At 55.2% G+C, this 15878-nt stretch carries 12 protein-coding genes; 9 read left to right on the top strand and 3 right to left on the bottom strand.

Annotated elements, in window-relative coordinates:
- Positions 1-158: tyrosine-type recombinase/integrase (locus SOR61_RS10200; protein WP_407066481.1), on the bottom strand; the 158-nt coding region annotated here is incomplete at its 3' end.
- Between the two features lie 279 nt (positions 159-437).
- Here SOR61_RS10200 and SOR61_RS00335 point away from each other — a divergent pair.
- The 3 genes from SOR61_RS00335 (at position 438) to SOR61_RS00325 (ending at position 3350) form a co-directional block, all read left to right on the top strand.
- Positions 438-1667 carry a site-specific integrase gene (locus SOR61_RS00335; protein WP_004292747.1) on the top strand — a complete coding sequence of 410 codons (1230 nt, stop codon included), beginning with the start codon at positions 438-440 and terminating at the stop codon, positions 1665-1667.
- A gap of 64 nt (positions 1668-1731) precedes the next feature.
- Positions 1732-2943 (top strand): site-specific integrase, encoded by a 1212-nt coding sequence (locus SOR61_RS00330; RefSeq protein ID WP_004322054.1) that lies wholly within the window; start codon positions 1732-1734, stop codon positions 2941-2943.
- A gap of 17 nt (positions 2944-2960) precedes the next feature.
- A complete protein-coding gene (locus SOR61_RS00325) occupies positions 2961-3350 on the top strand; it encodes a hypothetical protein (RefSeq protein ID WP_004292749.1) in 390 nt (129 codons plus the stop codon).
- A gap of 191 nt (positions 3351-3541) precedes the next feature.
- Here the strand turns inward: SOR61_RS00325 and SOR61_RS00320 are convergent, their stop codons facing one another.
- Entirely contained in the window at positions 3542-3844 is a 303-nt protein-coding gene (locus tag SOR61_RS00320) for a helix-turn-helix domain-containing protein (RefSeq protein WP_004292750.1), read from the bottom strand.
- 37 nt (positions 3845-3881) lie between these two features.
- On the bottom strand, positions 3882-4196 hold the full coding sequence (locus SOR61_RS00315; RefSeq protein WP_004292751.1) for a helix-turn-helix domain-containing protein: 315 nt from the start codon (positions 4194-4196) through the stop codon (positions 3882-3884).
- A 354-nt stretch (positions 4197-4550) separates the two neighbouring features.
- On the opposite strand from SOR61_RS00315, the gene SOR61_RS00310 reads away from it, so the two are divergent.
- From SOR61_RS00310 to SOR61_RS00285, 6 genes are all read left to right on the top strand, one after another.
- The gene (locus SOR61_RS00310) at positions 4551-5060 is read left to right on the top strand and encodes a helix-turn-helix domain-containing protein (protein ID WP_004292752.1); all 510 of its coding nucleotides are present in this window, start codon (positions 4551-4553) and stop codon (positions 5058-5060) included.
- An 11-nt stretch (positions 5061-5071) separates the two neighbouring features.
- Positions 5072-5362 (top strand): DUF3408 domain-containing protein, encoded by a 291-nt coding sequence (locus tag SOR61_RS00305; protein ID WP_306462121.1) that lies wholly within the window; start codon positions 5072-5074, stop codon positions 5360-5362.
- 32 nt (positions 5363-5394) lie between these two features.
- Positions 5395-6981, top strand: coding sequence for a DUF3945 domain-containing protein (locus SOR61_RS00300; RefSeq protein ID WP_004292754.1), 1587 nt, complete (start codon positions 5395-5397; stop codon positions 6979-6981).
- A gap of 149 nt (positions 6982-7130) precedes the next feature.
- Positions 7131-9233, top strand: coding sequence for a type IA DNA topoisomerase (locus SOR61_RS00295; RefSeq protein ID WP_004322053.1), 2103 nt, complete (start codon positions 7131-7133; stop codon positions 9231-9233).
- A gap of 237 nt (positions 9234-9470) precedes the next feature.
- Entirely contained in the window at positions 9471-9923 is a 453-nt protein-coding gene (locus SOR61_RS00290) for a DUF1896 family protein (protein WP_004292755.1), read from the top strand.
- Positions 9910-15858, top strand: coding sequence for an N-6 DNA methylase (locus SOR61_RS00285; protein ID WP_320610716.1), 5949 nt, complete (start codon positions 9910-9912; stop codon positions 15856-15858). Before SOR61_RS00290 ends, SOR61_RS00285 begins: the two co-directional genes overlap by 14 nt.
- Positions 15859-15878: the final 20 nt, after the last annotated feature.

The raw sequence follows: 15878 nt of genomic DNA, 5'->3' as shown, positions 1-15878 counted from the left end.
TTCATGTCTTCATCTACTTTCTTGTCGGTGACTTTAGCATAAAGCTGCGTAGTTTCAATTCGCATATGGCCCATCATTTTACCGACCGTTTCAATTGGAATGCCCATTGAAAGAGTTATATGAGTTCCGAAATTGTGTCGCCTTTGGTGGGAACTCATTAGCATAGCAACATCAAATAGAACAGCGCGTTAGAAACATAATCTGTTAGAAATGAGCTACATTTCATTATCTGGCACACCTTTCTGAAACGGATTCAGACGGAATGCCGAATCGGTTCCGTTTCTTAACCGTTAACAGGTTGTTTCGGAAACCTGCCGTGTTAACCGGATGATTGAAAAAAGTTCTCCGACGGGTTGTTTTTCTATGATACTCAGTATTTTGCGTAGCGATGAACGCTTACATTCATAATAACTTTGCACTCAAAAAAATGTAGGCGTATGAAAATTGAGAAATTCAAGGTCTTGCTGTTTTTGAAGAAGACCGAACCCGACAAGTCGGGCAAAGCTCCCATCATGGGACGCATCACATTGAACCGGACGGTGGCGCAGTTCAGCACCAAGCTCTCGTGCACGCCCAAGCTGTGGAACGTGCGTGAAAACCGTCTGGAAGGAAAGAGCCGCGAGGCGGTGGAGACCAATGCGAAAATCGAGAAACTGCTGCTGGCCATCCATGCGGCATTCAATGAATTGCAGGAACGGAAACGCGATTTCGGCGCTGCGGACGTGAGGAACCTTTTCCAGGGAAGCATGGAAACCCAGATGACCCTGCTCCGGCTGTTCGACCGGCACATCGAGGAAACGAGGGAGCGCATCGGCATCGATGTGTGCGCGTCCTCCATGAGCACCTACCATTATGCGCGGAAAACGCTCGGCGAGTTTGTCAGGAAAAAATACAAGGTGAAGGACATCGCCTTCGGTGCGTTGAACGAACAGTTCATTCGGGAATACCAGTCCTATATCGAAGTAAAATGCGGGTATTCCAACCAGACCTCACGGCATCATCTGGCCCTGCTGAAACGGATCTGCCGGATAGCGTACAAGGAAGGGTTCTCCGAGCGGTACCATTTCCTGCATTTCAAGATACCCAAGCAGAAGGAGACCACCCCGAAGGCGTTGAGCCGCGAGGACTTCGAGAAGCTGCGTGACTTGGAAATCCCGGAAAAGCGCCGCTCCCTCGTCCTTACGAGGGACCTGTTCCTGTTTGCCTGTTATGCCGGAACCGCCTATGCGGACACCATATCCATTACCCGCGAGAACCTCTTCACCGACGATGAAGGCAGCCTGTGGTTGAAATACCGACGGAAAAAGAACGAACTGACGGCGCGCGTCAAACTGCTACCCGAGGCCATTGCCCTGATAGAGAAATACCGGGACGATTTGCGGGAGACCCTGTTCCCTAACCAGCTGTACAGTACGCTTCGGGCGAACATGAAAATCCTGCGCGTGCTGGCCGGACTGACGACCGAACTCGTCTATCATATGGGAAGGCACTCGTTTGCCTCGCTTGTCACGCTCGAAGAGGGCGTGCCCATCGAGACCATCAGCAAGATGCTGGGACATAACAATATAAAGACGACCCAGATCTATGCCCGAGTCACCCCGAAAAAGCTGTTCGAGGACATGGACCGCTTCATTGAGGCGACCAAAGACCTTGAACTGGTTTTATGAGAAAGGGTTGTAAAAACGAGATTGGAAAAAAATAAATGTAGAACATCAGCTAAAATGAACCATCATGCGTAGCACTTTCAAGATATTGCCCTATATCAATAGGAAAAGAATCAAGTCCGACGGCACGACCGCCGTCCTTTGCCGTGTGTCCATCGACGGCAAAAGCATCCTCATCACGACCGGCATCTTCTGCCGTCCGGAGGATTGGAACAGCCAGACGGGAACCATCCGCCAGCCCCGCGAGAACAACCGCCTCGCAGAATTCCGCCTGAATCTCGAACGGGCTTATGACCGCCTCCTGAAAGAACAGGGCGCAGTCAGCGCCGAACTGCTGAAAAACGCCGTGACAGGTGTGGCGACCATTCCCCAGACCCTTCTCAAAGGCGGCGAAGCGGAGCGGGAACGGCTCAGGCTGCGTGCCGAACAAATCCATTCGACTTCCACGTTCCGGCAGTCGAAGACCACGCAGCTCAACCTGCAACAGTTCCTCCAGTCCCGTGGCCTGGAGGACATCGCCTTTTCCGACATCACGGAGGAGTTCGGCCATTCGTTCAAACTGTTCCTGAAAAAGGAACTGGGTTATGCCTCCGGGCATGTGAACCACTGCCTGTGCTGGCTGAACCGCCTTATCTATATTGCGGTGGATGAGGGCGTGCTCCGGTGCAACCCCTTGGAGGACGTGCATTATGAGAAGAAGGACCCGCCCAAGATGCGCCACATCAGCCGCAGCGAGCTGAAACGCCTTATGGCCACGCCGATGCCGGATCCCAAGGTGGAGCTGGCCCGCCGCATGTTCATCTTCTCCTCGCTGACCGGTCTGGCGTACGCGGACGTGTATAACCTGTACCCCCGACACATCGGCAAAACTTCTGAGGGCAGGCTCTATATCCGCAAGCCGAGGGAAAAGACCGAGGTGGAGACCTTCGTCCCCCTGCACCCGGCCGCTCGGCAGATTCTGGAACTGTACAATACCACGGACGACACCCGTCCCGTGTTCCCCCTGCCCAAGCGGGACATCCTTTGGTACGACATTCACGGGCTGGGTGTCATGCTGGGCATCCAGAAGAACCTTTCCCATCACGCCGCAAGGCACACCTTCGGTACCCTTTTGGTCTCCGAGGGCATTTCCATAGAAAGCGCGGCGAAGATGATGGGCCATGCCGACATCAACAGCACCCAGATTTATGCGCAGATTACCGACTGCAAGATATCGAAGGACATGGACCGTCTGATGGAACGGCGCAACAGCCGGAACGAAATGCCAATGGATGAATAACAAAAAAGTCAGGAATCATGGAACGTTACATTATCACTTTGGACGAACACGGCACACTTCACGTGCCGGATGTTTCCGCAACAGCCATCTGGATGAATGAACCGGAACTGATGGAACTGTTCGGCGTGGTTGCCCTCACGCTCCGGGCGGCGATAAAGGCCGTGTACAAGAGCGGCATCCTGAATCCCGGCGAAGCGGAACGTCGTGTCCGCCAAGCGGACGGGTACGGGATGGACGTGCTGTACGGCCTCCCGTTGGTCATTGCCCTTGCCTTCCGCCTTCATACCTGCGGGGCAAAACGTCTGCGAGAACGGGTCATCGGAAAATTCACTTGCCACGGTGGACGGAATACCGCCCGCCTGTTCATCTTTCCGGTCAGTCCGCATTGGCAAATGGTGCGGAATTGACCGTATTATCAACTCACGCACAATAAAGCGGCGCATCATGAGAGGATTATCTCCCGTGATGCGCCGCTTTCGTACATTCCTACAGGTGGCCGGGTCATTTGCAAGTGTTTTTTGCAAATACCGGAAAGGGTGGTCCACTTTTCAATGCGTACACGACTTCTACCGCCACCTACATTTTTCCCATGTCCTTCTCAGGTTCCGATACGGAATGCCTCCCGATAACCCTCCATCAGCAGCCGTTCGATATCCGACTCCCGGTACAGGATTTTCCCTCCCAGCTGGATATAAGACATGCGCCCCGCATCCCGGTATTCCTGCAATGTCCGGCGGCAGGTCTTCAACAATTTGGCCACTTCCCGGTCTGTCAGGTAGCGTTCCCCGCCCAATACGGGGCGGTAGTTTTCGGCCAATAATTCAATGTGGTCCAATGCGTGCTCCAGCATTCTGAACAGCGCGGCCATCTGTCCGCTTTCCCTTGTCATCAATTCGTTCATTGTCAGTCTGATTTAAGTGATACTCATTTAACCTTCCTCAAATAGTTTTTCCTTTCAAGGCCGCCAGGGTGCGGCGTTCCTCCACCAGCGGCACGATGCGCCGCACGTCCTCCGCCCGGTAGAACATCTTGCGCACAATCTGTGAGTAAGCCAGCGTGCCGTTGTCGCGCAGCGTCTGCAAGGTGCGCGGGCTGATTTGCAGGATCTGGCACACCTCCGTGCTGTCCAGCCATTCACTGAGGCGTTTCTCCTCCGCCTTGCGGCAGAACCTGTCCACCATTCCGGCCAGCCGGTTGAAACGCGCCATCAATTCCTCAAAAGTCTTTTGCTCGATTACGATTACATTTTCCATAAGATTACCGTTTAATTGTGATTATGCCGCAAAGTAAACGGAATTACGGGCAGAGTCCACCGCTTGTCAGGCGCGTGGCAGCATTTGGCGTTGTCGTGGCAGCCGTTGGCGTTCTTCGGGTACATCTATCTCCCCATCATTCCTGTTCCAGTCCCTGCCCCACACCTTATATATAATATATGGTAAGGCAAGACACCTTATGTACCTTGAGGGATGGAAACAGCGGCATAAAAGCTTTTTCAGACCTGCCGGACGGGACTTTTCAAAAAAATCATTGCCGACTCGGTAACGACTATGGAAAACGCCTCTTGCACAATACCGATTTTTGCAGCGTAATCATCAACAAGGAACGATATGGACACAGAGAAAGTGAAACAGAACCCGGCCGTGGAAGCGGCGGGAAGCAGTGGCGGGCAAGCCGCAAGAATCTTCAAGAAGGAGAATATCCCGAAGACGGCGGAAACGGTCGGGCGGGACACCTTCGAGGAATGGATGGGACGCATCATGGAACGTTTCGACCGCCAGGACCGGATCATCTCGGTGCTGGTGAACAAGGATGCCGCCGGAGTGAAGTACCTGGACGGGGAACGGTTGTACGACAACCAGGACCTGTGCGAGATGCTGAGGACAAGCAAACGGTCGCTGCAACGCTTCCGAAGCAAGTACAGGCTCCGTTACCAACGGATTGGTCACAAGACCTATTACAAGGAATCGGACGTGCTGGAGTTCATCAGCCAAAATATGGAGGAAGTGCTGCAAGGCGGTACCAAGGTGCTCCGCATGAAAGAGCAACCCGGCATGGAAGCCCCAAAGAACAAATCCGGCAAAAGACCGGGCCACAAGAAGTATTCACCTAAAAAATAAAAGTAAAAATGATGGCAACGGAAAAAGAAAACATGGCCATGACGGCTGAAACCAGAGAACAGAAACCGAGTATGGCCACCTGCAAGGAAGCCTTGGCGGATTACAGGCGGATTTACCTGCCCGTGCCTGCCATTGAAGACCGCAAGCCGGTATTCCTCAGCAAGGAGACCCGTGACAGGCTGGACCGGATAGTCCGGTTGTTCGGTGAGCGGAAAATGAGCGTTTCAGGATTGACGGAAAACATCGTCCGCCGCCACTTGGAAATATATGAGAAGGAAATAGACGAATGGCGCAAGCTGTGATTTTGATAACCCATTAAAAAACATCGAAAAAAATGGAACAGAAAAAGAAAAAGCAAGAGGACGTGCTGGTCGTCCGCGACGAGAAAACGGGCGAGATCAGCGTGGTCGCCGGGCTGGACGGCAAGGGCTACCCCAATACGAAGCCCGCGAAGCCGGAACACTCGCAGGACTTCCTGCGCTTCGACCGCCACGGGGACATGGTGGACAATTTCTTCAAGAACTTCTACCGCCAGTGCAAGGAGCCGACGCGCTTCGGCTTCTATCGGGTGGCGGCGGATGCGGTGGACACGCTGCTTCCCGTCATCAAGGACTTCCTGAAAGACCCCGTGGCAAACGCGGAGATACTTGCCTCGCACAAGGTGGACACCGCCAAGTACCAGCAACAAGCAGAAACAGAGAATGTCAAACAAGAAAAAAATAACAACGAACCCATTAAAAAGACAGAAGAAATGGAAAAGAAAGAAGAACTGAAACAAGAGAAGGATGTTCAGCAGCCACAGGTAGCTGAAACACAGGAGAAGCCTAATCTGATAGCGGACGACCAAGTAAACTGGGAGGAACTGCGCAAGTGCGGCATTGACAAGGAGAAACTCTCGGAAAAGGACCTAAAAGCCCTGATGAACTACGGCAAGACGGGATTAGTGACGGTAAAGCCGACCTTCGGCTATGAGAGTTACGAATTGCAGGCCCGATTGTCTTTCCAGAAGATGGAGGACGGCTATCTGAAGCTGACACCCCATTTTATCCGCAATGAACCACGCCTTGACATCCCCCACAGGGGCTACACCTTCACCGAAGAGGACAAGAAGACGTTGAAACGCACGGGCAACCTCGGCAAGCCCGTCAACTTCGCCAACGAGAAGACAGGTGAAATCAAGCCCCACTACATCAGCATCGACCGCCTGACGAATGAAATCGTGGACATCCCTGCCGACAAGGTGCGCATCCCTAACAAAATCGGACAGACCAACCTGTCAAGGGAAGAGCAGGACATCCTACGTGCGGGATTGCCTTTGCCCAAGGAAGTGATGCTCTCCAACGGGCGCAAGTTCCAAGCCTTGTTGCAGGTGAACGCCGACAAGCGCGATGTGGAGTTCGTGCCGGGACAACCGAGGCAGCAGCAATCCCAGCGTCAGGGAAACGGCCAAGGTAAGGCGCAGGACAATTCCAATTCGCCCCAACAGTCACAAGGTGAAGAAGATGGGAATAACCAGCAACGCCGTAACCGCTCGTGGACAAACGAGGACGGGAGCATCCGCCCCATCAAGAAATGGAAAGACGATGTGTTTACCGACCAGCAGATAGCCGACTACGTGGCGGGCAAGACGGTGGTGCTCGCCAATGCGAAGGACGACCAAGGCCAGCCCTGCACGAAGTACCTGAAGTTCAACTTCGAGAAAGGCCGACCGCTGACCTACTCGCAGAACCCCGACCTCGCGCAGACCGTCGCACCGTCCAACGAGAGCCGGACACAGCTCGCCGTGAACAACGAAGGGAAGACCAACGAAGCGACCAAACACGTGAAAGAGCCGTTGCAGCAGGGTCAGACCACGCCGAAGAATGATGCGCAGCAGAAGCAGCAGGCCAAGAAATCCAAAGGCATGAAAGTATCTTCCTGATTGCCGCCACTAAATCCATCCGATAAGTATTGACGGGCTGAAACGGGGAACATGCACCGCCTTGTGCGCATATCCCACAAACAATGCCGTGCCCCGTTTCATCCCCATTAAAGACAAAAGTATCAACGAATAAAAAAACAGAGAAAGACATGATTACCATATTGGCAGAAAAACCGAGCGTCGCCCGTGAGATAGCACGGATTGTCGGCGCGATGAAAAGGGAAGAAGGGTATTTCACCGGGAACGGCTACCACGTGACATGGGCGCTGGGGCATCTGGTGCAGCTTGCCCTGCCAGACGGCTACGGCATCAAGGGCTTCCGGCGCGACAGCCTGCCTGTCATTCCTAAAAACTTCGAGCTTATACCCCGACAGGTAAAAACGGACAAGGGCTACAAGGCGGACGCGGCGGCGGTGAAGCAAATCAAGGTGATAACCAAGCTGTGGAACGAAAGCGATGGCATCATCGTGGCGACCGACTGCGCCCGTGAAGGCGAACTGATTTTCAGGTATTTGTATTCCTATATCGGCTGCACCCTGCCGTTCCAAAGGCTGTGGATAAGCTCGCTGACAGATGCCGCCATCCGCAAGGGATTAAAGAAACTGAAGGACGGCCGCGAATACGACAACCTCTATCAAGCCGCCAAAGCCCGCAGCGAAGCCGACTGGCTGGTAGGCATCAACGGCACACAGGCGTTGTCGGTGGCCGCCGGGCGCGGCACGTATTCCGTGGGACGGGTGCAGACACCCACGCTGACGATGGTCTGCCAACGTTTTTGGGAGAACAAGCGTTTCCAGCCCGAACCGGTATACCAGCTCCATTTCACCACGCCGTCGGTGAGCGTGGATGAGGTCGTGAAGTTCGCCTCGGTGGAGAAATGGAAGGACAAGGAGGAAGCCGCCATACTATATAATAAGGTAAAGGAACAGATGGCAGCAACCGTTACCAAAGTCGAAAAGAGGGAAAAGATAGAGAACCCTCCGCTCCTGTACGACCTGACCACGCTACAAAAGAAGGCGAACACGAGGCACGGCTTCACGGCGGAACAGACGCTCGCCCTCGTGCAGAAGCTCTACGAGGCGAAGCTCGTCACCTATCCGAGAACATCAAGCCGCTACATCCCGGAGGACGTGTTTGACGAAGTGCCCATGCTGTTCGACCGTCTGGCAACCCATTCTTCCTTTGCGGAGAAGATTGGAGCCTTGGACGGACTGAACCGCCGCAGCGTGGACGCCTCGAAAGTGACCGACCACCATGCCCTGTTGGTGACACCCAACCGTCCATTGGCGCTCTACAAGGACGAGCAGACCATCTACGACATGATTGTGGGGCGCATGGTGGAAGCGTTCTCCCCGGAGTGCGTCAAGGACACGACCACCGTCCGGGCGGAGTGTGAGGGCATAGCGTTCGAGACAAAAGGCTGCATCGTGCGCAAGGCGGGCTGGCGGTCGGTCTATGGCGAGGACAACATAGACACCGTTTTGCCCGACTGGAAAGAAGGTGATATATTGGCAATGAGCGGCTGTTCGATGAGTTCGGGCATGACACGCCCGAAGCCGTTGCATACCGAAAGCACCCTGCTGGCGGCGATGGAGACCGCCGGGCGCGAGGGCTTGGAGGACGAGGAAGCGCGGCAGGCGTTGAAGGACTGCGGCATCGGCACGCCCGCCACCCGTGCCGCCATCATCGAGACCCTGCTCAAAAGGGAATACATGGTGCGCGTGAAGAAGTCGCTCGTGCCGACGGAGAAAGGGCTTGCCCTGTATTCCATCGTCAGGGGCATGGACATCGCCGACGTGGAGATGACGGGACGCTGGGAGGCGGAACTGGCGGAGATAGAAAAAGGCAGGATGCCGCACGAGGCATTCATCCGCGACATTGAAAGCTATACCCGGAAAATCACCACGGAACTGCTTGCCTCGGACAAGTTGTTCGGGCACAAGGCATCGGACTGTGCCTGCCCCAAGTGCGGCAAGGGTACGATGCAGTTCTACGGCAAGGTGGTGCGCTGCGACAACCCGGACTGCGCCCTGCCCGTGTTCCGCCAGATGGCGGGCAGGACGCTCACCGACGCGGAAATGAACGAACTGCTGGCAAAAGGCAGCACGGGTGTCCTCAACGGCTTCAAGAGCAGGCAGGGCAAGCCGTTCAGCGCAATGGTCACATTCGATGCGGATTTCAATACAAAATTCGTGTTTCCCGAAGCCAAAGGCACAAAAAAATTCACTAACAGGAAAGGAGGAAGAAAATAATACGTACCTTTTAATAAAGTAAGCTGCATCTCGGAATAAAAAATAAGCGAGCTTATTTTGTTCTCCCCTCGATTTGCATTACTTTTGCCACTGATTCATGTCATAATCTGTTTCAATTCGTTGATACTCGTTATTCACATGGATTTAGTGGCGGCACTCGGAGGGATACCGGGTGCCTTTTTTCTTCTTTCCTATCCATTCCACAATCTGATTTTTCACCACTAAATCCATCAGAAAATGAAACAGAACAAGAAAACCGTCCCAGCGGAACTGTCCTACTACGGGCTGTACCTGCTGGACTACCTGAGAAAATACCATCCCGACAAAGTTTCCGACACGTACCTTATTGCAGAGAGGGAGGAAGCTGCCGCCACCACCTTTGAAAAAGAAAGGTCGGCAGGAAGTACGGTCGAGTATGCCCACGAGGAAGCCATGCGCGTCCTGCTGCACGGGCTGCACTTCTCGCCCTACGCCCTGCTGCGCGAGGTCGTGGAAAACGAGTTCGCCGACGAGGTGGCGGAATCCGGCCGCGAGGCGTTCTGCAACGAGCTTTATCCCTACTTGACAAACCTGTTCGCCGGTTACGACACGTCGGACGACACCTTCGCCCTGTCGCCCGGACACGACCTGCTCTACACGGAGCTGGTGGGAACCGTCATGCTTTATCTGGAGTCCTATGGCGTTCAATAGGAAACAGAAGATGCGCGACAACATCGAGGCGGTACGCACGGCGTTCACGCTGGACCGGGAGCGGCGCACACCCACCGAGAGGGAACGTGCGCTATTAGAGCGTTACTGCGGCTTCGGGGGCCTGAAGTGCATCCTGAACCCGGCAAGGGAACTGGCGGACGCCGCGCGTTGGGCGAAGTCCGACCTCGAACTGTTCGCGCCTACGGTGGAACTGCACCGAATCATTAGAGAGAACAGCAAGGATGAAACGGAGTACAAACGCTACGTGGACTCGCTTAAAGCCTCGGTGCTGACGGCGTTCTACACCCCGAAAGCAATAACCGACACCATCGCGGACGTGCTGCACGACAAGAAGGTGCGCCCCAACCTCGTGCTGGAGCCGTCAGCGGGCATGGGCGCGTTCATCGGCTCGGTGCTGTCGGACAACCCGCAGGCGGAGGTGATGGCCTTCGAGAAAGACCTGCTGACGGGCAAGATGCTGGGACACCTGTACCCGCAGCAGAAGATACGCACGGAGGGCTTCGAGAAGATAGAAAAGCCGTTCCTGAACCGTTTTGACCTTGCCATATCCAACATCCCTTTCGGGGACATCGCGGTGTTCGACCCGGAATATGCCAACGGCTCGGTGTTCAAGAAGATAGCGGCAAGGAAGGTGCATACCTATTTCTTCCTGAAAGGGCTGGACGCGGTGCGTGACGGCGGCATCGTGGCGTTCATCACCTCGCAGGGGGTATTGAATACGGAAAGCAACGGCGGCACACGCTACATGATGACAAGGAAAGCGGACTTGGTGTCCGCCATCCGCCTGCCGAACAACCTGTTCACGGAAGATGCCAACACGGAGGTGGGGTGTGACCTGATAATCCTGCAAAAGAATGAAGGCAAGGAGGAACTTTCCGAGGAAGACAAGAGGTTGGGCGATGTGGTAAAGAGCAACCACACGAACATTGTTTCCAACGGGTATTTCCTCGACCACCCGGAACGCATCATCCATACCGACGCGAAAAGGGACACCGACCCTTACGGTAAGCCCGCTATGGTTTATACGCACAGCGGTGGTGTGGAGGGCATCGCAACGGATTTGTACCAAATGCTGTCGGCGGACTTGTCGGCACGGCTGGACTTGGAACGCTATAATGGCATCAAGGAAAAAAGGCAGGAGACTCGGCAGACGATTGTCGTACAACCTATGCAGACGGAGGCGAAAAAAGAAGAAAAGTCGGTACAGTTGAAAGCGGAACCGGTGCAAGCCGTGGCTCAGGAGGTGGAAAGCAAACGCCCCGAAGCCCCGGTTATGGACTTGTACGACCTGTTCGGCTACACGCAGGAAGAGCGGCGGTTGGCGGAACGGGGGCTGAAACCGGAACGGAAGAAAAGCGGTAAGTCCAAAGGGAAGAAAGCCGTACAGCCAACATTGTTCTCCCTCCCGAAGAGCGGAAAGGAGGAAGCGGCGAAAAAAGAAAGCGGAAAAGTGAAAGCCAAATCCACAGAAGCGGCTTCCGACATCACGTCCTTGACTCCGGAAGAAGCGCAGGAAATGGAGGAAATTATCCGCAACAGGATGGATGTGCCGCAAGCGTCCCGACAGGAAACCGTTTCTGCCACTTCACCCGATGTGAAAGACGCTTCCGAAACCACAGAGGACGATGACCCGGAGGATGCCATCTACCGCAGTCTGGACTGGGAGACCAACCCGCCCATCAACGGCTTCTATGAAATGATGATGTCGCTCACGCCGGAACGCCGGGCGGAACTGCGCCGCCTCGGTCGGGAGAAGATGGATGCCAATGCAGCCAAACAGGCGGAAAGGGCGGCGGAGGCGAAAAAAGAAGAAAGACAGGCTACGGAAATGGAGCAACCATCGTCCGTGCGCCCATTTTATCCCGTTGAGAACGGTTTTGAGGCGGAAGGGAAAGCGCAAATCGAGCGTGTGGAAAGGGAAATGCGCGAGGAAGAAGCCGCCTTGACACCCGAAGAACGGCAACGCCGGAAAGAGGAAGCGATGATGCCACGCCCGTTCAAGGGCATCATGGAGCCGCACTTGAAAGACGGCTCTCTGGTATGGGAACACACAGGCGGCGTCCGCTTCCAAATCGGGGTGCTGAGGGATGTCACCAGGTACGGGGCGACTTTCCAGCCGCTCGACATGGAGGGGATGCAGGCGCAGAAGGCACAGTTGTACATCGACCTGCGTAACACCTACGAGCGGCTCTACGTCCACGAAGCGGAGAACCACGAGGAAAACGCCCTGCTGCGCCGCAACCTGAACACCTACTACGATGAGTTCGTCATGCGCTACGGCAACCTGAACGCCAAGCACAACGCAAAGTTCATCCTGATGGACGCTTCGGGGCGCAACATGCTCTCGTTGGAGCGCGGCGAGGACGGGCAGTTTGTCAAGGCGGACATCTTCGACCGTCCCGTTTCCTTTTCGCAGGAAACATTGGTCGAAGTGGAATCGCCCGAAGAAGCCCTGTCCGCCTCGCTCAACCTGTACGGCGGCGTGAACCTGCCCTACATGGAATCCCTCTGCGACCTGCCGCAAGCGGAGATGCTGGAAGCCCTGAAAGGGCGGGTGTTCTACAACCCGTTGGCGGAGGGCTACGAGATTGCCGACCGCTTCATCGCCGGGAACGTGGTGCAGAAAGTCGCCGACGTGGAGGGCTGGATTAGGGAACACGAGGGACACGCAATGCTGCCGCAGGCGCAGGAGTCATTGGCGGCTTTGCGCGAGAATGTGCCCGAACAAATCCCCTTCGAGGACTTGGACTTCAACTTCGGGGAGCGTTGGATACCCACGGGCGTGTATGCCGCCTACATGAGCCGCCTGTTCGACACGGACGTGCGGATAACCTACTCGGAAAGCCTTGACGAGTATTCCGTGAACTGTGCCTGCAAGACGATGAAAATCACAGACGAGTTTCTGGTAAAGGGCTATTACCGCAACTACGACGGCATGAACCTGCTGAAACACGCGCTGCACAACACCTGCCCGGACATGATGAAAAGCATCGGCAAGGACGAAAACGGGAACGACATCAAGGTGCGCGACAGCGAGGGCATCCAGCTCGCCAACGCGAAGATTGACGAAATCCGAAACGGCTTCACCGAATGGCTGGAAGAACAGTCGCCGGAGTTCAAGAAACGCCTGACAGATATGTACAACGGCAAGTTCAACTGCTTCGTGCGCCCGAAGTACGACGGCTCGCACCAGAAGTTCCCGGGCTTGGACCTGAAAGGCTTGGGCATAAAGGACTTGTACCCCTCGCAGAAGGATTGCGTATGGATGGTGAAACAGAACGGCGGCGGCATAGGCGACCAGGAAGTTGGCGGCGGCAAGACGCTGATAATGTGCGTCGCCTCCTACGAGATGAAGCGTCTGGGCTTGGCGCACAAGCCGATGATTATCGGGTTGAAAGCCAACGTGAGGGAGATTGCCGAGACCTACCGCAAGGCTTACCCCAACGCCCGCATCCTCTACGCCTCGGAGAAGGACTTTTCCGCCGCCAACCGGGTGCGCTTCTTCAACGACATCAAGAACAACGATTGGGATTGCGTCATCATGTCGCACGACCAGTTCGGAAAGATCCCGCAGTCGCCGGAGTTGCAGCAGCGCATCTTGCAGGCGGAACTGGACACGGTGGAGGAAAACCTTGAGGTATTGCGTAGTCAGGGCAAGGACGTGTCACGCGCCATGCTGCGGGGCTTGGAGAAACGCAAGTTCAACCTGCAAGCCAAATTGGAAAAGGTGGAACACGCCATCAAGACGAGGGCGGACGACGTGGCGGACTTCAAGCAGATGGGCATCGACCACCTCTTTGTCGATGAGAGCCACCAATTCAAGAACCTGACGTTCAACACGCGCCACGACCGAGTGGCGGGGCTGGGCAACTCCGAGGGGAGCCAGAAGGCGCTGATCCTGCTTTTCGCCATCCGCACCATACAGGAACGGACGGGCAGGGATTTGGGAGCCACGTTCCTCTCCGGCACGACCATATCCAATAGCCTCACGGAGTTATATCTGCTGTTCAAGTACCTGCGCCCGAAGGCGTTGGAGAAGCAGGACATCCGCTGTTTCGACGCATGGGCGGCGATATTCGCTAAGAAGACGACCGACTTTGAGTTCAACGTAACGAACAGCATCGTGCAGAAGGAACGTTTCCGCTACTTTATTAAAGTACCCGAACTGGCGGCGTTCTACAACGAGATAACCGACTACCGCACGGCGGAGGACATTGGCGTGGAACGTCCGAAGAAGAACGAGATACTGCACCACATTCCGCCCACGCCCGACCAAGAGGTGTTTATCGGAAAGCTGATGCAGTTCGCCAAGTCCGGCGATGCGACTATCTTAGGCAGGCCGCCGCTGTCGGAAACAGAGGAAAAGGCGAAGATGCTCATCGCCACGGACTATGCCCGGAAGATGGCATTGGACATGCGCATGATTGACCCGAATTACGAAGACCACCCCGACAACAAGGCGAGCCATTGCGCCAAGATGATAGCGGAATACTATCATAAATACGATGCGCAGAGGGGTACGCAGTTCGTGTTCAGCGACCTCGGTACATTCCAGCCGGGCGGCGGATGGAGCGTCTATACCGAAATCAAGCGCAAGCTGGTGGAGGACTACGGCATACCCGCCCATGAAATCCGCTTCATTCAGGAGTGCAAGACCGAGAAGGCAAGGAAGGCGGTCATCGAGGCGATGAACGAGGGGCAGGTGCGTGTGCTGTTCGGATCGACGAGTATGCTCGGCACGGGTGTGAATGCCCAGCGCAGGGCGGTCGCCATCCATCACCTCGACACGCCGTGGCGGCCGTCCGACCTCGCCCAGCGTGACGGACGGGCGGTCAGGAAAGGCAACGAGATTGCCAAGCTGTACGCGGACAACAAGGTGGACGTCATCATCTATGCCGTGGAGAAGTCGCTGGACTCGTACAAGTTCAACTTGTTGCACTGCAAGCAGACGTTCATATCGCAGTTGAAGTCCGGCGCGATGGGCGCACGAACCATCGACGAGGGGGCGATGGACGAGAAGTCGGGCATGAACTTCTCAGAATACATGGCGATACTGTCGGGCAACACGGACTTGCTGGACAAGGCGAAGCTCGAAAAGAAAATCGCCTCGCTGGAGGGTGAGCGCAAGTCGTTCAACAGGGGCAAGCGCGATTCTGAACTGAAGCTGGAAAGCAAGACAACCGCTCTGCGCAACAACCAAGCCATTATCGCCGCCATGACGGAGGATTGGGAGAAGTTCACCGCTGCCGCACAGATCGACAAGGACGGAAACCGGCTCAACCTGATAAAGATTGACGGGCTGGACACCACCGATGAAAAGGCCATCGGAAAGCGGTTGCAGGATATAGCCAAGAACGCCACGACAGGCGGAGTACCCCAGCGTATCGGTGAATTGTACGGCTTCCCCATCAAGGTGGTGAGCGAGCGGACGCTCAGCGAGGGGTTGGAGTTCATCGACAACCGTTTCCATGTCGAGGGTAACTACAAGTACACCTACAACAACGGGCATTTGGCGATGGCGGACACCCATGCCGCCGCCTTGAACTTCCTCAATGCGTTGGAGCGTATCCCGGCGATTATCAAGCAGTACGAGGAAAAGAACGAGGTGCTGGAGCGTGAGATACCGCAGTTGCAGGAGATAGCGGGCAAGACGTGGAAGAAGGAGGAGGAACTGAAACAACTGAAATCCGAACTTTCCGCTCTTGACCGCAAGATACAGTTGGAACTGGCTCCTAAACAAGAGCCAGTACTGGAAGAAGACGGAAAGGGAAAAGAATCCCAGAAAGAAAGTCTCCATGCCGGGGTATCTCATGAAATCGTCCCGACTCCGCCATCAGACAGGCACACTTGGCATATCCGTCCGGAAATGCAAACGGAGGCACCTTTACCGCAGGTAAAGAAAGTGAGGATTTGAGGCGCTTGGATAAAAACAGT

It is taken from the genome of Evtepia sp. (assembly GCF_034090835.1).
Lineage (GTDB): Bacteria > Bacillota > Clostridia > Oscillospirales > Oscillospiraceae > Evtepia.
The sequence above is the reverse complement of the archived record's forward strand: the minus strand, read 5'-3'. Positions and strand labels throughout refer to the sequence as shown.